Below are 18,513 nucleotides of genomic sequence, written 5' to 3'. Positions count from 1 at the left end.
TTCTAGCTGGAGGGCGGCGAAGGGCCTGGATGCGCCGCAGCATTGACGGAGCACCGGGCGGGCATTGGGTAGAATGGCTGATTCCACCCAGAAGGGTGCCTCAGCGCCTGCGCCCCTCCATCTACGATGACGCTGACCTTCACTGACGAAGACCTGTTCCGCTGGATCGACGAATGGACACTGCAGAAAAGCGAGCAGTGCCTGGGTGGCGTGCGCAACCGGCAACTTCGCGAGGGCCTGCTGACGGCCGAGGTGCAGGGTTCGGCCAGGCATCCCTACCACGTGGAGATCGATCTGGCCGCCAGTATGCGCACCGCGCGCAGCCGCCTGCAGAGTGCCTGCTCCTGCCCCGTCGGCCGCGCCTGCAAGCATGTGGCGGCGGTGCTGGTCTCCCACATGCTGGAACCGCTGGCCATGGATGAGAGCCCCCTGACCGAACAGGACCTGGCGCAACCGCCGCGTGCTGAACTGCTGGCGGATCTCTCGCGTTGGCAGAGCACCCGGATCCGGCCGGCCCAGCCACGCCGGAACGGTGTCATCTTCGAACTGTCCACCTACAACCATCGCCCCGCCGTGCTGGTCCGGCGCGTCAAGTACGGTGCCGATGGTGCGATCAGCCCGGGCAAGTGGATGGATATCACCGCAGACCTGCTGCTGGAGCCTCCCGCATACCTCACCCCGACTGATCTGGCGGTGATGATCCAGCTACGCACCCAGCGGCAGCCCGCGACGAAAGACGAATGGATCGACTTCGCGGCCACCCTGCAGCTGATCGTCTCCAGCGGCCATGGCTGGGTCTCATGTGGTACGCAGGACGTGCTGGCCCGGTCGGGCGCTCCACGCCGCGGCGAACTGGGCTGGGTCGTTGACATGGCGCAGGGCGCGACGCTGCTGGAACCCACGTTGAGCGTGGAGGGCGGCGCCAGAGGCGTGGTCCTGGGCCGGAGTGCGTGTTATCTGGACCCGGTCACCGGCGAGGTCGGTCCACTGCAGCTGGATGTCAGGCCCGAAGACGCCGACGCGTTCCTGAGCCTGCCCAGTTTGTTACCCAATGAAGCGTCGGTGGTCGCACAGATGCTGCAGCAAATCGACCCTGCGCTGCCGCGCCCCGGTGCAAGCGACACGCTGCCCACCCTGCAGATCACTTCGATGATTCCTGTGCTGCGCCTGCATACGATCGAGTTCCGGCCGGCATGGCTTGGCCGTGGCGACGCTTCGCAATGGGCCGATATCGCGACCGTGGCCTTCGAATACGACGAGCACATCCGGTTCCTGGACGATCCGAGCCTGTTCGCACACGATCCGGAGGGCCAGCTTGCCCTGCTGCCCCGCGACCTGGCTGAGGAATCACGGCGTGAGGCCGAGCTGCGCACGGTGGGACTGCATCGCGACACGGCTCCGCGGGCGCCATTGGAGGGCGCAGGACCTCAGTTCCAGCTGCGCACCCATGACTGGACACGGTTTCTGCTGGACGACGTGCCGCGCCTGGAAGCCTTGGGCTGGAAGGTGGAGACGGACGACGATTTCCGCCATCGCATCACCCGGGTGGATGTGATCGACCTGGACATCCAAGCGGACCCGGCGGATGCGGGCTGGTTCAACCTGGGCCTGGATATTCAGGTGGAAGGCCGCAACGTGTCGATGGTTCCGCTGCTGCAGCAGGTGCTGCAGTCCGATCCCCGCTGGATGCGTGGCCAGCTGGACGCCATCGGCGACGATGAGAACATCCTGTTGACGACGGGCGACAACACGTGTCTGGCACTGCGGGCCGCACGACTGAAGCCGATCATGGCCCTGTTGGCGGACCTGTTCGCCCAGCGCGGCGCGCCGCTGCGCCTGTCTGCGCTTGACCGTGGCCGCCTGCAGGCGCTGCAGGACACGGCGCACCTCCAGTTCCGGGGGCGCGACACCCAGGCGATGGTGCAGCGGCTGATGCAGGCACCCGCATTGGGTGAAGTGCCGCCGCCGGCAGGGCTGGTGGCAACGCTGCGTCCCTATCAGCGCGAAGGCCTGTCGTGGCTGCAGTACCTGCGCCAGCAGGGCCTGGGGGGCGTGCTGGCCGATGACATGGGGCTGGGCAAGACCGTACAGACGCTGGCGCATGTGCTGGTCGAGAAGGAAGCCGGCCGCCTGGACCGTCCAGCGCTGCTGGTGGTGCCCACTTCGCTGCTGCACAACTGGCAGAGCGAAGCGGCACGCTTCACCCCGGGCCTGCGCGTGCTGACCCTGCATGGACCGGCACGTGAAACGCTGTTCGAGGCGATTCCCGGGCACGACCTTGTACTCACCACCTACCCTCTGCTGTGGCGCGACGAGCAGGCGCTGCAGGCACATGCCTACCATCTGCTGATTCTGGATGAAGCCCAGCAGGTGAAGAATCCGAAGTCACGCGCGGCCATCACCCTGCGCATGCTGCAGGCGCGCCACCGGCTGTGCCTGACCGGCACGCCGCTGGAAAACCACCTGGGCGAACTGTGGACGCAGTTCGACTTCCTGCTGCCCGGCCTGCTAGGCAGCGAGAAACAGTTCAACCAGCATTGGCGCCATCCGATCGAACGTGGCAGCGACCACCGCCGCGCCACCTTGCTGGCGCAGCGGCTGCGTCCGTTCATCCTGCGCCGGCGCAAGGACCAGGTGGCGTCAGAGCTTCCGCCCAAGACCCTCATTACGCGTGCAGTGGAAATGGAAGGCGGCCAGCGTGATCTCTATGAAACCGTGCGCGCAGCGATGGAAAAGCAGGTGCGCGAGGCCATCAGCGGCAGCGGGCTGGCACGCAGCCATATCGTGGTGCTGGATGCGTTGCTGAAGCTGCGCCAGGTCTGCTGCGATCCGCGCCTTCTGCCAGGCGACGCTCCGGCCCGCAATGCCGGTTCGGCCAAGCTGGAGCTGCTGCGCGACATGTTGCCGTCGATGGTCGAGGAAGGCCGGCGCATCCTGCTGTTCTCGCAGTTCACCGGCATGCTCACGCTGATCGCGCAGGCGTTGGATGATCTGGGCCTGGCCTATGTGACCCTGACCGGAGACACCCAGGACAGAGCCACGCCGGTGCAGCGCTTCATGCAAGGCGAGGTGCCGGTATTCCTGATCAGCCTGAAAGCAGGTGGCGTCGGGTTGAATCTGACCGCCGCCGATACCGTCATCCACTTCGATCCGTGGTGGAACCCGGCGGCCGAAAACCAGGCCAGCGATCGCGCCCATCGCATCGGCCAGCAGCAGCCGGTATTCGTTTACCGGCTGATCGCCGCAGGCAGCATCGAAGAACGGATTGCCGAGCTGCAGGAGCGCAAGGCCACGCTGGCCGACTCCATTCTCGAAGGCGGCGGCGCTACGGGGCCGCGCTTCAGCGAAGAAGACGTGCAGGCGCTGCTGGCGCCGTTGCCGGGGCTGCCCGGCAAGCGTTTGCGTAAAGCGGGCAAGCGGTCGACGCTAACCTGACCCTTGGACGCCAGTCACGTGGCGTTGCGCCATGGAAACGATTCCCATACAGGACTGGGACTACAATCGTGGGCTGAGCTCCCCAAGGATCCCGATCAATGCCCCTGCCCGCCTTCAAGGCCTATGACATCCGCGGCCGTGTGCCGGAAGAACTGAACGAAGACCTGGCCCGCCGCATCGGCGTCGCCCTGGCCGCGCAGCTCGCTCCCGGTCCAGTGGTCCTCGGCCACGACGTGCGCCTGACCAGCCCCGCGCTGCAGGATGCATTGGCCGCAGGCCTGCGCGGTACCGGGCGCGAGGTGATCGACATCGGCCTGTGCGGCACGGAAGAAGTCTATTTCCAGACCGACCATCTGGGCGCGGCCGGCGGCGTGATGGTCACCGCCAGCCACAACCCGATGGACTACAACGGCATGAAGCTGGTCAAGGAGAACGCACGGCCGATCAGCTCCGATACTGGCCTGTTCGCGATTTCCGATGCGGTTGCCGCCGATACGTCCGCGGCGCAACCGCCGCGCGCCGCGCAGAGCGCCCGGCACGACAAGAGCGCGTACATCCAGCACCTGCTGAGCTATGTCGACGCCGGCAAGCTGCGGCCGCTGAAGCTGGTGGTCAACGCCGGTAACGGCGGCGCCGGTGCCATCGTCGACCTGCTGGCACCGCACCTGCCGTTCGAGTTCATCCGCATCTGCCACGAACCGGACGGCAGCTTCCCCAACGGCATTCCCAACCCGCTGCTGCCGGAGAACCGCGCCGCCACTGCCGACGCGGTGCGCGAACACGGCGCCGATTTCGGCATTGCCTGGGATGGTGACTTCGACCGCTGCTTCTTCTTCGATCACACCGGCCGCTTCATCGAGGGCTACTACCTGGTGGGCCTGCTAGCCAAGGCGATCCTGGCGCGCAACCCGGGCGGCAAGGTCGTGCATGACCCGCGCCTGGTCTGGAACACCGTGGACATGGTCGAGCAGGCCGGCGGTGTACCGGTGCAGTGCAAGAGCGGCCATGCCTTCATCAAGGAAAAGATGCGCGCCGAAGACGCGGTGTACGGCGGCGAGATGAGCGCCCACCACTACTTCCGCGAGTTCGCCTATGCCGACTCCGGCATGATCCCGTGGTTGCTGATCGCCCAGCTGGTTTCCGAAAGCGGGCGCTCGCTGGCCGACTGGGTCGAAGACCGCATGTCCGCCTATCCGTGCAGTGGCGAGATCAACTTCAAGGTGGCCGATGCCAAGGCCGCCGTCGCGCGCGTGATGGAGCATTTCGCGGCGCAGTCGCCCACCCTGGACCACACCGATGGCATCAGTGCCGACTTCGGCGACTGGCGCTTCAACCTGCGCAGCTCCAACACCGAGCCGCTGCTGCGCCTGAATGTTGAAGCCCGTGGCGATGCCGCGCTGATGCAGGCGCGCACCGACGACATCTCCCGCCTGATCCAGCAGTAACCGAGGAACGCATGAGCAGCATCCAGCCCGTCATCCTGTCCGGTGGATCCGGTACCCGCCTATGGCCGCTGTCGCGCGAGGCGTATCCGAAGCAGTTCCTGCCCTTGGCGGGTGAACTGACGATGCTGCAGGCCACCTGGAAGCGTGTGGCGCCGATCGCCGCGCGCGGGCCGCTGGTGATCGCCAACGAAGAGCACCGTTTCGTCGCCGCCGAGCAGCTGCAGCAGGTTGGCGCCGAGCCGGCCGCGATCATCCTTGAACCGGTCGGCCGCAACACCGCCCCGGCCATCGCCGTTGCCGCGCTGGAAGCCACCCGCGACGGCGCCGACGCCCTGCTGCTGGTGCTGCCCTCCGATCATGTGATCACCAACGAGACCGCATTTCGCAGCGCCGTGCAGGCGGCGGCCGGTGCTGCCGAGGCCGGCAAGCTGGTCACCTTCGGCATCGTGCCGACCGGACCGGAAACCGGCTACGGCTACATCAAGGCCGCCGATGGCCAGGGCCTGCGTGCGGTCGAGCGCTTCGTCGAGAAGCCGGACCTGGGCACCGCGACCGGCTATGTCAGCAGCGGCCAGTATTACTGGAACAGTGGCATGTTCCTGTTCAAGGCCTCGCGCTATCTGCAGGAACTGGAGCGCTTCCAGCCCGCGATGCTGGCTGGCAGCCGCCAGGCCTGGCAGCAGGCGCGCCGCGATGCCGACTTCACCCGCCTGGACAGGGACGCCTTCACTGCCGTTCCGTCCGATTCAATCGACTACGCGGTGATGGAGAAGACCGCCGATGCGGTGGTGATTCCGCTGGATGCGGGCTGGAACGATGTCGGTTCGTGGACTGCGCTGCGCGATGTCTCCCAGCAGGACGGCGATGGCAATGCCCACCAAGGCGACGTGATCGCCATCGACTGCCGCAATACCTATGCCTACGGCCAGCGCCTGGTGGCCATGGTCGGCCTCGATGACGTGATCGTGGTCGAGACAGACGATGCGGTGCTGGTGGGCAAGGCCGACCGCATGCAGGAGGTCAAGACCGTGGTGGCACAGCTCAAGGCCGAAGGCCGCAGCGAGGCCACCTGGCATCGCAAGGTCTATCGCCCATGGGGCGCCTACGATTCGATCGACAACGGCGAGCGCTTCCAGGTCAAGCGGATCACGGTCAAGCCCGGTGGCACGCTCAGCCTGCAGATGCACCACCATCGCGCCGAGCACTGGATCGTGGTCAGCGGCACCGCCGAGGTGACCCGTGGCGATGAAGTGATCCTGCTCAGCGAGAACCAGAGCACCTACATTCCGTTGGGCGTGACCCACCGCCTGCGCAACCCGGGCAAGCTGCCGCTGGAACTGATCGAAGTGCAGTCCGGCAGCTACCTCGGCGAGGATGACATCGTGCGCTTCGAGGATACCTACGGGCGCAGCTGACCCAGCGCCCGCCGACCGCTGGTCGGGGTGGGTGCCGACCGTTGGTCGGCACGCCGCCTACAGGGTCAGGCAATCTCCACCATCACCCGCTTCAGGCCGTCCTGCCAGGTTGGCAGCACGATGCCGAAATCCTGCTGCAGCTTGCGGTTGTCCAGCACCGACCAGGCCGGACGCTTGGCCGGGGTCGGGTACTCGGAGCTGGGAATCGCCTCGACCGTCGGCACCTTGGCCAACACGCCGGTGACCAACGCCTCGGCGAAGATCGCTTCGGCGAACCCATGCCAGCTGGTCTGGCCGCTGGCGGTCAGGTGCCAGGTACCCGACAACTGCCCCGGATGCTGCAGCGCCTGCAAGGTGACATCAGCGATCAGCGCGGCCGGCGTCGGCGTGCCGACCTGGTCGGCCACCACCCGCAACGCATCGCGCTCGGCCCCGACGCGCAGCATGGTGCGCAGGAAGTTCGCGCCGTGCGAGGCATACACCCACGCCGTGCGGAAAATCAGATGGCGGCCACCGGCCGCACGCACCGCGTCCTCACCATCGCGCTTGCTGGTGCCATACACGCCCAGCGGTGCGGTCGGCTCGTCCTCGCGGTAGGGCGCGCTGCCCTGGCCGTCGAACACGTAGTCGGTGGAGTAATGCACGAACGGCACGCCATGCGCCGCACACCAGCGCGCGATCACGCCTGGCGCCTGAGCATTGGCGGCGAAGGCCGCATCGACGTCCTGTTCGGCGCGATCAACAGCGGTGTAAGCCGCCGCATTGACCACTACCGATGGCTGCACGCGGTCCAGCAACGCCGGCAGGCTGTCGGGCCGGGCAAAGTCGGCCGTTTCGCAGGCACTTCCGTCGGGCAGTTGGCCGCTGCGCGTGGTTGCAATCACCTTCCCCAGCGGCACCAGCGCGCGCAGCAGCTCCTGGCCGACCTGGCCGTTGCCGCCGAACACCAGCACCGTCATGGCACGTAGACCGGCAGGCGGTCTTCGGCGATGTCCTTCAGGAACGGCGCGTTCTCGTCCTTGGCCGACAACGTCGGTGCACTGACTGGCCAGTCCACGGCGATATCCGCATCGTTCCAGCGCACGCCGGCGTCGAAGTCCTTCAGGTAGACCTCGGTGCACAGGTAGCTGAACACCGCGCGCTCGGACAGCACTGCAAAGCCGTGGGCGAAGCCTTCCGGAATCCAGAACTGCTTCTTGTTCTCCGCACTCAGCACCACCGCTTCCCACTGGCCGAAGGTCGGCGAGCCGCGACGGATGTCCACGGCCACGTCATAGACCTCGCCTTCCAGCACGCTGACCAGCTTGCCCTGCGGGCGCGGCCACTGGTAATGCAGGCCACGCAGCACACCCTGCGCTGACGTCGACACGTTGCTCTGCACGAAGCGATCCGGCAGGCCCAGCGCGGCGAAGCGCTCGGCATTCCAGGTTTCGAAGAAATAGCCGCGGGCATCGCCAAACACCGCCGGCTCGATCACCACGCAACCGGGCAACTTGGTTTCAATCACTTTCACGGAACGACTCCACGCAGGGCAAGCTTGTGCAGGTATTGGCCGTAGCCATTCTTGATCAGCGGTGCAGCCAGTGCTTCCAGCTGCTCGGCGTTGATCCAGCCCTTGCCGAACGCGATTTCTTCCGGGCAGCAGACCTGCAGGCCCTGGCGGGTCTGGATGGTCTCGATGAAGTTGGACGCCTCCAGCAGCGATTGATGGGTACCGGTGTCGAGCCAGGCGTAGCCACGGCCCAGAGCTTCCAGATGCAGGTTGCCTTCGGCCAGGTAGCGCTTGTTGAGATCGGTGATTTCCAGCTCACCACGCGGCGACGGCTTGAGTTCGGCCGCATGCGCGCTGGCATTGCCATCGTAGAAGTACAGGCCGGTCACTGCGTAGTTCGAGCGCGGTTTCTCCGGCTTCTCGACCAGGTCGATGACCTTGCCACTCTTGTCGAACTCGGCCACGCCATAGCGCTCCGGGTCATTGACCCAGTAACCGAACACCGTGGAGCCTTCCACGCGCTCATCGGCGCGCTTGAGCACGTCGCGCAGGCCGTGGCCGTGGAAGATGTTGTCGCCCAGCACCAGGCAGCTCGGCTTGCCAGCGACGAAGTCGCGGCCGATCAGGTAGGCCTGGGCCAGGCCGTCCGGACTCGGCTGCACCGCGTACTGGATGTCCATGCCCCACTGCGAACCGTCGCCCAGCAGCTGCTGGAACAAGGCCTGCTCGTGCGGAGTGTTGATGATCAGAACCTCACGGATGCCCGCCAGCATCAGCACGCTGAGCGGGTAATAGATCATCGGCTTGTCATACACCGGCAGCAGCTGCTTGCTGACGCCCTTGGTGATCGGGTACAGGCGGGTGCCGGAGCCACCAGCCAGAATGATGCCTTTACGCTGCGTCATGTCGTCTCCAGGATTCAGGCCGCAGTGCCGATGCGCTGCAGACGGTAGCTGCCGTCCAGCACGCCGTTGACCCAGTCCTGGTTGTCCAGATACCAGTCGACGGTAAAGGCGATGCCCTGCTCGAAGGTGTAGGCCGGTTCCCAGCCCAGATCGTTCTTCAGCTTGGACGCATCGATCGCATAGCGACGGTCATGGCCGGGGCGGTCGGTGACATAGGTGATCTGGCTGCTGCGCGGCTGGCCATCCGCGCGCGGGCGGCGCTGGTCCAGCAGGGCGCAGATCGCCTGCACCACTTCGATGTTCTGCTTTTCCGAATTGCCGCCGACGTTGTAGGTCTCGCCGACCTGGCCCTTGGCCAGCACGGTGCGGATCGCTTCGCAGTGATCGGACACGAACAGCCAGTCGCGCACCTGCTTGCCATCGCCGTACACCGGCAACGGCTCGCCGGCCAGCGCCTTGGCGATCACCAGCGGAATGAGCTTCTCGGGGAAGTGATACGGGCCGTAGTTGTTGGAGCAATTGGTGGTCAGCACCGGCAGCCCGTAGGTGTGGTGGAACGCACGCACCAGGTGGTCCGAAGCGGCCTTCGACGCCGAATAGGGGGAATTCGGAGCGTACGGCGTGGTTTCGCTGAACTTGCCGGTCTCGCCCAGGGTGCCATACACCTCATCGGTGGACACGTGCAGGAAGCGGAAGGCCGCGCCCTGCTCGGCCGGCAGCGCCTTCCAGTAATCACGCACGGCTTCCAGCAGGCCCAGGGTGCCCACCACATTGGTCTGGATGAAGGCACCCGGGCCATCGATGGAGCGATCGACGTGGCTCTCGGCGGCAAAATTCAGCACCGCGTCCGGCTGGTGTTCAGCCAGCAGGCGGGTCACCAGGGCGCTGTCGCCGATGTCACCCTGCACGAACACGTGGTTCGGATTGCCGTCCAGGCTGGACAGGGTCTTCAGGTTGCCGGCGTAGGTCAGGGCGTCGAGATTGACGACCTTGATGCCACGGGCGACAGCTTCGAGAACAAAGTTACCGCCAATGAATCCGGCACCGCCGGTGACAAGCCATGTGGGCACTACCTGTTCTCCTGATCTAAATTCATCCAAGGGGGCGCTACCAAGCACCCAGCACAGCAGTACAGGATACATGTGGTTCGTCTTCACGACTGCCTGCGTGACGTGAACGACGCACCCGATCCACACGAGCCATACTGCACTGCAGCATAACCATACGCATTCGCATGGTTCCCTCAAGCCAGCTAGAATCGCGATCCCACCCCCGAACCGGTTGCTGTGCGAGGACCGGACGTTCTCTCCGTTATTGAAGGACCCCGTACCAGATGAAAATCCTCGTCGCGTACAAGCGCGTGGTGGACTACAACGTCCGCATTCAGGTCAAGCCGGACGGTTCCGGCGTGGTCACCGACGGCGTCAAGCTGTCCCCCAACCCCTTCGATGAAATCGCGCTGGAAGAAGCCCTGCGCTTGCGCGACAAGGGCATCGCCAGCGAAGTCGTGGTCGCCACCATTGCTCCGGCCGACGCCCAGGCGCACCTGCGCAACGGCCTGGCCATGGGCGCCAACCGCGCGGTCCATGTGGTCACCGACCAGGCCATCCAGCCGCTGACCGCCGCACGCACCCTGCTCAAGCTGATCGAGAAGGAACAGCCGGACCTGGTGATCCTGGGCAAGCAGGCCATCGACGACGATGCCAACCAGACCGGCCAGATGCTGGCTACGCTGTGGGGCCGCCCGCAGGCGACCTTCGCCAGCAAGCTGGACATTGCCGACGGCAAGGCCACGGTGATCCGCGAAGTCGACGCCGGCCTGGAAACGCTGGAAGTGGACCTGCCGGCGGTGGTCACCACCGACCTGCGCCTGAACGAGCCGCGCTTCATCAAGCTGCCGGACATCATGAAGGCCAAGGCCAAGCCGCTGGAGACCCTGCAGTTGGCCGACCTCGGCGTTGAAGCCGCCGACACCTTCAAGACCACCCAGTACGCCGCACCGTCCAAGCGCAGCAAGGGTGTGATGGTCAAGGACGCGGCCGAACTGGTGGCCGCACTCAAGCAGAAGGGGCTGCTGTAATGAGCAAGATTCTCGTTATCGCCGAACACCACGACGGCAAGCTCAACGCCGCCACCGCCAAAACCGTCAGCGCTGCTGCCGCTATCAGCGGTGCCAGCATCGACGTGCTGGTGCTGGCCGCCGACCCGGCCGCCGTTGCCGCCGAGGCCGCGAAGATCAGTGGCGTCGCCAAGGTCCTGACCGTGACCAACGCCGCCAACGCGCAGGCCATCGCCCAGGTGCTGGCGCCGCAGATCGCGCAGCTGGCCAAGGGTTACACCCACGTGTTCGGCCCGTCGACCACCTTCGGCAAGGACCTGATGCCGTGCGTGGCCGCGCTGCTGGGCGTCAACCAGGTCTCCGACCTGATGACCGTTGAAGGCAGCCATACCTTCAAGCGCCCGATCTACGCCGGCAACGCGATCATCACCGTGGAAGTCCCGGCCGACCAGATCGTGGTCGCCACCGTGCGTGCCGCCTCGTGGCCGGAAGCCGCCCAGGGCGGTAGCGCCACCATCGAAGCAGCCAACGTCGATGCTGCCCTGCCGACCCACACCCGCTTCGTCGGCCTCGCCGCGGGTGCCAGCGACCGCCCGGACCTGCAGAGCGCCAAGCGCGTGGTCTCCGGTGGCCGCGGCGTCGGTTCGGAAGAGAACTTCAAGGTGATCTTCCAGCTGGCCGACAAGCTCGGTGCCGCCGTCGGTGCCTCGCGCGCCGCGGTCGATGCCGGCTACGTCCCCAGCGACCTGCAGGTCGGCCAGACCGGCAAGATCATCGCGCCGGAACTGTACGTGGCCGTGGGTATCAGCGGTGCGATCCAGCACCTGACCGGCATCAAGGATGCCGGCACGATCGTGGCGATCAACAAGGATCCGGATTCGCCGATCTTTGAGATTGCCGATATTGGTCTGGTGGGGGATCTGTTTGCGATCCTGCCTGAGCTGGAAAAGGCGCTTTGACGCCGTTGTCGATCGCCGTAACGGGGGCGCCGTCCGCGGCGCTCCCCGTCGCCCGGATGATCGCGACTGCATGATTCCGCGCCTCGTTCGCTTCCTGCTGTCCGGCGGTTCGGCCGCTGCGGCCGAATACCTCGTGTTCATCGCGCTGCAGGGCGCGCTGGGCAGCGGCTGGCTTGTACTGAGCCAGTCAACCAGCTTCGCCTGCGGCTTCGTCGTCAGCTTTATGATGAACCGGCATTGGGTGTTCCGCAGCCAGGGCAGCTGGCGCAGCGAGCTGGCGCGCTACGGTGCGCTGGCCGCCATCAACCTGCTGCTTGGCAACCTGGCCTTGCTGTTGCTGGTGGACCACCTGCACCTGCATGTGCTGCTGGCAAAGTTCGTGGTCATGGGCATGATCGCGGCTTGGAACTACCTGATCTTCTCGCGCCTGGTGTTCAAGCCCACGACGGGCGCGTGACGTAGCAACCGAGGGGCCGGCAGCACCGGCCCCCATCGGCACTCAGTCCCGCCGGCGCGGCCGGAACGGGGCGAACAGGGGATGCAGCACCTGGCGCGGGACGCTGGCAATGTCATACCCGATGAAGGCCAGCAGGAACTGCAGCCCGCTCACGACCGCAATCGACGGCAGGACCACCGTACCGACGGCAGAGGCCTGCTGAGCCTCCAGCGCCTGCAACCAGTGCCAGCCACCGTAGAGCACGCCGCTGGCCAGCAGGAACGTGCCAGCCAGCAGCTCGAACGATGCAATGGACAGGTCGCGCAGGAAATAGCGGTAGCCGATGCGCTTGAACAGGTTGCGTGCGTGCTTGTAGGAGAACTCAGTCAGCACCTGGCCGATCTTGAGATTGCTCTCCTCGTCGCCGTAGGTCGCGTCCATCGGCACGTCGCACACCACCGCCCGCATGATGTTCAGTCGGAAGAGGATATCGGTCTCGAAGAAGTAACGCCGGCTGATCGATGCGTACGGCAGCCGCGCCGCGACATTGGCATGGATGGCGGTGTAGCCGTTGGTGGGGTCGAACACATCCCAGTAACCGGTCGATGCCTTGGTCATGAAGGACAGGCCGAGGTTGCCGATGCGCCTGACCAGCGGCATGCGGCGGATGTTGGACAGATCCCAGAAACGGTTGCCCTTGGTGTAGTCGGCCTGGCCTTTCAGGATCGGGCCGATGAAGAGCGGCACCAGCGTGGGATCCATCTGCCCATCGCCATCGACCTTGACCAGGATGGACATGCCATCGGCAATCGCGCGCTGGTAGCCCGTCATCACGGCTCCACCCACGCCCTGGTTCTGTTCGTGGCGCAGCACCACCACGCGCGGGTCCCGCGCCTGCTGCTCGATGAAGTCCCCGCTCGCATCCGGGCAGCGGTCGTCAACGCAATAGATCGCATCGACCTCCGGACCAATGGCATCGATGACGCCCAGAATGTGGCGGCGGACCTTGTAACAGGGAATCACCACGGCCACCTGCTGGCGCGGCGCTTCCATCGTGGCGTCAGACATGGCTTGCCTCATTGGATTGCGTTGGGCGATCGCGCCAGAAGCTGCGACCGTGCACTGCTCGACCCAGCACGAATACCGCCAGCAGCGTGCTCAGAGGTGCCAGGAAGTAGTAATAGCGGAAATCGTTGGCCATCGACGTTGCCATCGGCAGCACCATCTGCATCAGGATGAACAGCGAAAGGATCCACAGCGGACGGCCGGGTGCGGTGAACACCAGCAGCGCCAGCAGCAGCACGAAGGCCGGCAGCAGGTTCCACACGAATACGTTCTGTACAGTGCCGCGGGTATCCACGAAACGGGAAACGAACTTGCGCTGGAACTCAACCAGCACGCCGGGGCGTTCGCCACGCTCGAAGCGTTCTAGTACATCGCACTTGTCCGGGTCCATGCCGAACACCGTCGGGCAGTTCTCCATGATCGCCAGGTCGTAGAACTTCATGCCACCGAAGGCGGTGCTCGGTTGCAGCGTCGCCAGCATCATCTGCAGGCGGTCCGAGCCGCACTGGGAGACATTGAGCAGGCAGAGCCGTGCGGTGCGGCGCAGGATCAGGCCGTACGCCTCATCAAGCTCCTGCGGATCCGTCAGCACCACCTCGTTCATCAGGTAGTCCGGACGGTACTTCTCCGCGTAGTCCGGCCCGAACACACGGGCGGCCAGCGCCTGGTCCTGGCCGGGGTCGTTGCTGGTGTATCCACTGCGGTTGGCCACCATGCCCAGGAACGGCCCGGACACCGCCGAGATCTTCAGCTTGGACAGGTGCGCGACATCATTCTTCACCAGAGGTGAAGCCGCGACCAACGACATCAGCAGCCAGCCGACGACCGACGCCACGAAGGCCGCTCGATACGGGCGTGCCGCCCACAGCTGGCGCACACCGATGGCCAGCGGCAGCAGCAGGAAATTGATCGCCATGCCATGGCGAGTGGCAACGATGAGGAACAGGGACAGGCCTAGCAGCACTGCATCGGCACGGCCCGCAAGCACGCCGGTCTGCCGCGACTGCAGCACCAGCGTTGCCAGGAACAGCAGGCAATACGCGCAGAGCACGTCTTTCCAGATCATGCCCAGGTACAGGTAGGTACTGGGCATTGCCGCCCACAGCGCCACGCCAAGTACGATCCACGCGGGCCGGCTGACCATCCGCGCGAACAGCGTGGCACTGCGCAGGTACAGCGTCGCGCAGAACAGGATCTGCAGCGAGGTGTAGATGCTGAAGGATTCGAAGGGCACGGCCAGCCAGCGGATCAGCAGTGCGTTGAGGACCGGGTGGTAGGAGGTGTACTCGCCACGCAGCGCTTCTTGGGTGATGAACACCGTATCGTGCGTCGCGAAGCCCGGCCAGGAGAACAGCCGCGCAACTATCATCACCAGCACGCCGAGTGCCAGAAGCAGCAGTGCGATGCGTGGCCGCTCGATCGGCAACAGCCAGCGCGCCGTGCGCTTCATTGGACCTTCTTTCATCATTTCCCCATCACCTGCATGCAACTCTCCCAGCGACGGGCCACCGCCTCGTCGAACATGTCCGGCCCCACGCGCGATACGGCGCGTGCAGCGATCTCATCCACCGCCAGCTGCCGATCGACCAGCGAAACGATCCGATCAGTCCAGGCATCGGCGGTATTGTCGATCAAGATGCGGTCGTCGTGCGCGTCATCCGCATAGGAAGGCACGTTCGAAGCCAGCGTGGCCAAGCCCATGGCGGCGTAGTCCAGCACCTTGATGGAGCTCTTGCAACGATTGAAATCCGAGCCGAGCAGAGGCGCCATGCCTGCATGGAAGCCGCGCAGGCGGGAGAACCAGTGCACGAAAGCGGGATAGGACGCGCCGACATGGGCCGGGGGGCTCTGGCCTTGCATCCAGGGCCGACTGCCGGTGTCCGCAGCGTTGACGCCCACCAGGGTCAGCGAGAACGCGCCTGGACGCTTTTCCCAGACCTGCTGCAGTGCCGCGTCGAGCAGTCGGAAATCGTCGTCGTGGGTCCGCGTTCCCATGTACAGCAGGCGTACCGTGCCGGTTGCCGGAAGCGACAGCGCCTCACCTGGCGCTGCCTGCCACAGATCGGCATCCAGCGCGTTGGGCATCCACTCGGCGGTACCGCCGGCAGCGTTGATCACCTCGGCCAGCGGGCGCGTCGAGCACCAGGTGACATCGGCAAGGGTGATCGAGCTGCGGACCGCTTCAATGACTGCGGCATAGGCGTCCCGTTCGGGATGCTCGTCCATGGCCAGCAGGTTGTCGTCCAGGTCGTAGACCAGCGCTGCCCCCTGCCGTCCCGCCTCGGCGATCATCGCCAGGCCCGATCCAGCAATGACGGCGCCGCGGTTCCAGAGCACAAGATCGGGTGCAAAGGCGGACAGCTCTTCCGGCATCAGGTAGCGGACATCGGCAGCGAAGCGCTCGGTGAACGCGTGCAGGCGGATGCTCGCGCACGGCGACATCACCGTGCCGTAGCGCTCGGGGATCACCGCAATCCGCAGGGGGTACTGCGAGCGCAGCGCAGGACGAAGCTCCGTGCCGAATCGCTGTTTCATGCAGTTTCCTTCTCGTACAGACCTTCCAGCCACGTCACCAGCGCCCGCACCGCATCGGCCGCAGTCGCGTCATGGGCCAGCATCAATGCATTGGGGACGCCTTCCAGCCGCTCGATGAACGCACCGAGGCGGTTGGCGGCAATCGGCCGGCCATCCCGCAGGGCGTGCGACAGGGTGTAGGAATAGGTTTCCGGGGCCTGGGAAAGGAACAGGAACGCATCGGGGTCATGCGCCTCGATCAGCTCGTCCAGGTCCTGCTCCGCATAGGGACCGCTCCAGCTGAATCCCGGGTTCCTGAGCATGTCCGTCTGAGGATAGCCGATCACGTGGAACGCGAGCGGTGCACGCACACGTCGCGCTTCCTCGGCAATGGCCATCAGGTGATTCAGCCCCTTGTGCGCGGCCATCACACCCAGCAGCAGCACCCGGTACGGCCGCGCGCCTCGCCCAAGCCGGCCCGGATTCGTGTCGATGCGGGACTCGTGGTACACGGCCTGCACGGGAATGCCGGTGTAGCGCTGCATGCGCTGCGCCGCATCCCGGCTCGGTGCGAACACGGCCTGCGCACCCAGCAGCGGCCACTGGTTGCTGGCGCGCCAGTTGCGGATGTCTGCCGCGCCGTTGGACGGGCGCTCGGCGATGCAACTGTCACAGCCGTTCTCACCAGGCTCGCCGCAGTAGTTGCCGGTAGCGTCGGTCAGGGTGATCTGCGGGCAGATCGCATAGTTGTCATGCACGTGGAAGCTGTAGGGCAGCCCGGTCAGCGCCACCGCGCGACGCACCGACGGGCCAAACCCGACCAGATGGTGGATCTGCAGCGCTCCGGTGCCCAGTGCCTGCAGCATCGCGGCCAGTTCTTCGGGCGTGCGGTAGTGGAACAGGAAATCGAAGCCATCGAAGTCCGATGCATGGCTGACGTTGACCAGCCCCGACCCGTTGTTGTCCTCCATCGGCCGTACGATCACCACTTCGCCGGTTTCGGCCAGCGAGGCACGAATGGCCTGCACAGCACGCTCGGTGCCTCCGCCCCAGGTGTGGGTCAACAGCACCGAGACCGGACGCGCCCTCGCCTTCCAAACCTCCAGGGTCAGCCGCACGCGCGCCGAGAAGCCCGGATCCATCGAACAGAACCGGGCAACCTGCGAACCGTAATCGGGGTAGCGCTCGTCGATGATCTTCTGCGCGATGATCTTGCCGGGCTTGCTGTCGTCGGCGAAGCTCACTTCACCCACGTGTTCGACAAACACGTCCATGGCCAAGCGATGGCGGAAACCGAGACGACCCGAGCGCATGCAGAAGTCGTTCTCCTCGCCGTAGCCCTTGCCGAAAGCCTCGGCATCGAACAGGCCGGCCTTTTCCAACGCGGCGCGGGAGATCAGCATGCAGAAGCCGACGCCGGTGGGAACATCCACGGCCACACCGGTATTGATGCGGCGAGTCAGGTGGTCCAGCGCTGACGCATCCATCCCCTCCGGCAGCGCGTTGGCGCCCAGTTGGGGATAACTGCAAATCGTGGCGTTGTTGGAAAGCGCCGTGACCGAGCCGACATTGGCCCCCAGGTGGGCAACCATGCGGTCGACCCAGTCACCGGTCACGATTGTGTCACTGTTGAGCAGGAGAGCACCGATGCTGTCGGCCTGCTGCAGGGCGTGCGCCATGCCGGCATTGACGGTCAGCACGAAGCCGAGGTTCTGCGGGTTCTCGGTCAGGCGTACCGACGGCTCGCGGCTGGCCAGCTCACGCAGGTAGGCGGTCACTTCCGGCTCGGGCGAGCAGTCGTTGTAGATGTGCAGCCGGGTACGGCTGCGGTTATGCGAGCGCAGCACAGAATCGATGCAGTTGCGCGTCTCTTCCAGGCCGCGGTAGACCGGCAGGACGATGTCGACCACGCCGTCTTGGAGCGGCGCGTCGGCAGGCGCCACGGGCGCGGCAAGATCGGTCAGCGAGAAGGGGCGCTTGCCCAGCTCGCGACCACCGCGACGCCCCACCGCCAAGTAATGCGCCAGCGCGTTCATGCCGGTCAGCGCCACATCCGGATTCTGGTCCAGATACTGTCGCGCGTTGAATTCGGGCCCCGGGCTCCGTCCTTCCGCCGCGCCATGCGCGAAGAAATGTGCGAACGGGTCGATGCCTGCCACATCCGGATAGGCTTCCAGATACCACGCCGGCGCGAAGTACGGATTGGGCAGACGCCCTTCGGGAATGCCGTCGTAGAGGAAATGCAGCAACGGATTGGCGCCGCTGTCGCGCACGTCCGGGTATTGGTTGAGGTACCACTCTTGGTCGAACAACGGGTGTGGCGTTCCCGAGTTGTGGTAATCCACCAGGTACTGGCCGAGCACCGGCCGCAGGCCGCTGGACGACGGTGCGGTGCGCCGGCAGTAGTGCGGATCGAACCACGGGCTTGGCGCCAGGCCGACGCGCTCGCCGATGAACAGGTACTGCATCAGGGCATCAAGCGGGGACGCCTTGAGGCCGAAACGCGCGCAGTACCACGCCGGGTCGAACAGCGGGCTCGGTGACTTCCCTTCGGCATTGCCAAAGGACAGGAAGTGGCTGGGGCCTTCGGCGGCCGCCCCGGACGAACGCAGGATGAAGCGCGCATACCAGTGCCAGTCACAGCACCCCGCCCGACGGGCAACCAGTAGCTTCAGGCGATCGGGAACAGGTGCGAACCAGTTGATGGACAGCACCTTGGCCGCCACTCGCTTGAGGCCACGCTTGAGTAGGGTCTTGTCGATGGACATGTAGGTGCCTTGCGGAATCC

14 protein-coding genes are annotated in these 18,513 nt (G+C 65.5%); 6 read left to right on the top strand and 8 right to left on the bottom strand.

What is annotated here, in order from left to right; genetic code table 11:
• Positions 1-126: 126 nt before the first annotated feature.
• The 3 genes from ACSDHM_RS01085 to ACSDHM_RS01075 all read left to right on the top strand — a co-directional run bounded on the left by ACSDHM_RS01085 (position 127) and on the right by ACSDHM_RS01075 (position 6,295).
• Positions 127-3,435 (top strand): DEAD/DEAH box helicase, encoded by a 3,309-nt coding sequence (locus ACSDHM_RS01085; RefSeq protein ID WP_111008214.1) that lies wholly within the window; start codon positions 127-129, stop codon positions 3,433-3,435.
• Positions 3,436-3,533: 98 nt separating this feature from the next.
• Positions 3,534-4,880 (top strand): phosphomannomutase CpsG, encoded by a 1,347-nt coding sequence (locus ACSDHM_RS01080; protein WP_272040671.1) that lies wholly within the window; start codon positions 3,534-3,536, stop codon positions 4,878-4,880.
• Between the two features lie 11 nt (positions 4,881-4,891).
• The gene (locus tag ACSDHM_RS01075; protein WP_272040669.1) at positions 4,892-6,295 is read left to right on the top strand and encodes a mannose-1-phosphate guanylyltransferase/mannose-6-phosphate isomerase; all 1,404 of its coding nucleotides are present in this window, start codon (positions 4,892-4,894) and stop codon (positions 6,293-6,295) included.
• A gap of 65 nt (positions 6,296-6,360) precedes the next feature.
• Here ACSDHM_RS01075 and rfbD read toward each other — a convergent pair whose 3' ends face one another.
• From rfbD to rfbB, 4 genes are read right to left on the bottom strand one after another with little or no spacing between them, the layout of a single operon-like run.
• Positions 6,361-7,254, bottom strand: coding sequence for a dTDP-4-dehydrorhamnose reductase (rfbD, locus tag ACSDHM_RS01070; protein ID WP_439426577.1), 894 nt, complete (start codon positions 7,252-7,254; stop codon positions 6,361-6,363).
• Positions 7,251-7,808: a dTDP-4-dehydrorhamnose 3,5-epimerase gene (rfbC, locus tag ACSDHM_RS01065; RefSeq protein ID WP_004141806.1), complete on the bottom strand. Its 558-nt coding sequence runs from the start codon at positions 7,806-7,808 to the stop codon at positions 7,251-7,253. Before rfbC ends, rfbD begins: the two co-directional genes overlap by 4 nt.
• Positions 7,805-8,692, bottom strand: a complete 888-nt coding sequence (gene rfbA / locus ACSDHM_RS01060) for a glucose-1-phosphate thymidylyltransferase RfbA (RefSeq protein WP_227837888.1) — start codon at positions 8,690-8,692, stop codon at positions 7,805-7,807. Before rfbA ends, rfbC begins: the two co-directional genes overlap by 4 nt.
• 14 nt (positions 8,693-8,706) lie before the next feature.
• Positions 8,707-9,762, bottom strand: a complete 1,056-nt coding sequence (gene rfbB, locus ACSDHM_RS01055) for a dTDP-glucose 4,6-dehydratase (protein ID WP_111008211.1) — start codon at positions 9,760-9,762, stop codon at positions 8,707-8,709.
• A 263-nt stretch (positions 9,763-10,025) separates the two neighbouring features.
• Between rfbB and ACSDHM_RS01050 the strand changes: the two genes are divergently transcribed.
• From ACSDHM_RS01050 to ACSDHM_RS01040, 3 genes are all read left to right on the top strand, one after another.
• Complete coding sequence (locus ACSDHM_RS01050) at positions 10,026-10,772, top strand: electron transfer flavoprotein subunit beta/FixA family protein (protein ID WP_069139440.1); 747 nt, start codon at positions 10,026-10,028, stop codon at positions 10,770-10,772.
• The gene (locus ACSDHM_RS01045; protein ID WP_438915127.1) at positions 10,772-11,710 is read left to right on the top strand and encodes an electron transfer flavoprotein subunit alpha/FixB family protein; all 939 of its coding nucleotides are present in this window, start codon (positions 10,772-10,774) and stop codon (positions 11,708-11,710) included. The genes ACSDHM_RS01050 and ACSDHM_RS01045 overlap by 1 nt, the downstream gene beginning before the upstream one ends.
• A 70-nt stretch (positions 11,711-11,780) precedes the next feature.
• Entirely contained in the window at positions 11,781-12,167 is a 387-nt protein-coding gene (locus tag ACSDHM_RS01040; RefSeq protein ID WP_227837885.1) for a GtrA family protein, read from the top strand.
• Between the two features lie 42 nt (positions 12,168-12,209).
• On the opposite strand, the gene ACSDHM_RS01035 is transcribed toward ACSDHM_RS01040, so the two are convergent.
• The 4 genes from ACSDHM_RS01035 to ACSDHM_RS01020 are packed head-to-tail and all read right to left on the bottom strand — an operon-like array spanning position 12,210 to position 18,493.
• A complete protein-coding gene (locus tag ACSDHM_RS01035; protein WP_227837882.1) occupies positions 12,210-13,214 on the bottom strand; it encodes a glycosyltransferase family 2 protein in 1,005 nt (334 codons plus the stop codon).
• Positions 13,207-14,661: a hypothetical protein gene (locus ACSDHM_RS01030; RefSeq protein WP_260808600.1), complete on the bottom strand. Its 1,455-nt coding sequence runs from the start codon at positions 14,659-14,661 to the stop codon at positions 13,207-13,209. Before ACSDHM_RS01030 ends, ACSDHM_RS01035 begins: the two co-directional genes overlap by 8 nt.
• Before the next feature lie 14 nt (positions 14,662-14,675).
• Positions 14,676-15,746, bottom strand: coding sequence for a glycosyltransferase (locus ACSDHM_RS01025; RefSeq protein WP_227837878.1), 1,071 nt, complete (start codon positions 15,744-15,746; stop codon positions 14,676-14,678).
• A complete protein-coding gene (locus ACSDHM_RS01020; protein WP_439426576.1) occupies positions 15,743-18,493 on the bottom strand; it encodes a glycosyltransferase in 2,751 nt (916 codons plus the stop codon). Before ACSDHM_RS01020 ends, ACSDHM_RS01025 begins: the two co-directional genes overlap by 4 nt.
• Positions 18,494-18,513: the final 20 nt, after the last annotated feature.

The sequence above is a fragment of the Stenotrophomonas sp. T8 genome (genome assembly GCF_051853085.1).
Taxonomy (GTDB): domain Bacteria; phylum Pseudomonadota; class Gammaproteobacteria; order Xanthomonadales; family Xanthomonadaceae; genus Stenotrophomonas; species Stenotrophomonas sepilia.
Note: the sequence above shows the minus strand (reverse complement) of the source record. Positions and strands in the feature narration are given on the sequence as shown.

Excerpts from the sequence above, each read along its gene's own strand:
- ACSDHM_RS01075 (WP_272040669.1), top strand. The coding sequence starts at position 4,892 with ATGAGCAGCATCCAGCCCGTCATCCTGTCCGGTGGATCCGGTACCCGC.
- rfbA (WP_227837888.1), bottom strand. The coding sequence starts at position 8,692 with ATGACGCAGCGTAAAGGCATCATTCTGGCTGGTGGCTCCGGCACCCGC.
- rfbD (WP_439426577.1), bottom strand. The coding sequence starts at position 7,254 with ATGACGGTGCTGGTGTTCGGCGGCAACGGCCAGGTCGGCCAGGAGCTG.
- ACSDHM_RS01025 (WP_227837878.1), bottom strand. The coding sequence starts at position 15,746 with ATGAAACAGCGATTCGGCACGGAGCTTCGTCCTGCGCTGCGCTCGCAG.
- ACSDHM_RS01030 (WP_260808600.1), bottom strand. The coding sequence starts at position 14,661 with ATGAAGCGCACGGCGCGCTGGCTGTTGCCGATCGAGCGGCCACGCATC.
- ACSDHM_RS01045 (WP_438915127.1), top strand. The coding sequence starts at position 10,772 with ATGAGCAAGATTCTCGTTATCGCCGAACACCACGACGGCAAGCTCAAC.
- ACSDHM_RS01080 (WP_272040671.1), top strand. The coding sequence starts at position 3,534 with ATGCCCCTGCCCGCCTTCAAGGCCTATGACATCCGCGGCCGTGTGCCG.
- ACSDHM_RS01050 (WP_069139440.1), top strand. The coding sequence starts at position 10,026 with ATGAAAATCCTCGTCGCGTACAAGCGCGTGGTGGACTACAACGTCCGC.
- ACSDHM_RS01085 (WP_111008214.1), top strand. The coding sequence starts at position 127 with ATGACGCTGACCTTCACTGACGAAGACCTGTTCCGCTGGATCGACGAA.
- ACSDHM_RS01035 (WP_227837882.1), bottom strand. The coding sequence starts at position 13,214 with ATGTCTGACGCCACGATGGAAGCGCCGCGCCAGCAGGTGGCCGTGGTG.
- ACSDHM_RS01020 (WP_439426576.1), bottom strand. The coding sequence starts at position 18,493 with ATGTCCATCGACAAGACCCTACTCAAGCGTGGCCTCAAGCGAGTGGCG.
- ACSDHM_RS01040 (WP_227837885.1), top strand. The coding sequence starts at position 11,781 with ATGATTCCGCGCCTCGTTCGCTTCCTGCTGTCCGGCGGTTCGGCCGCT.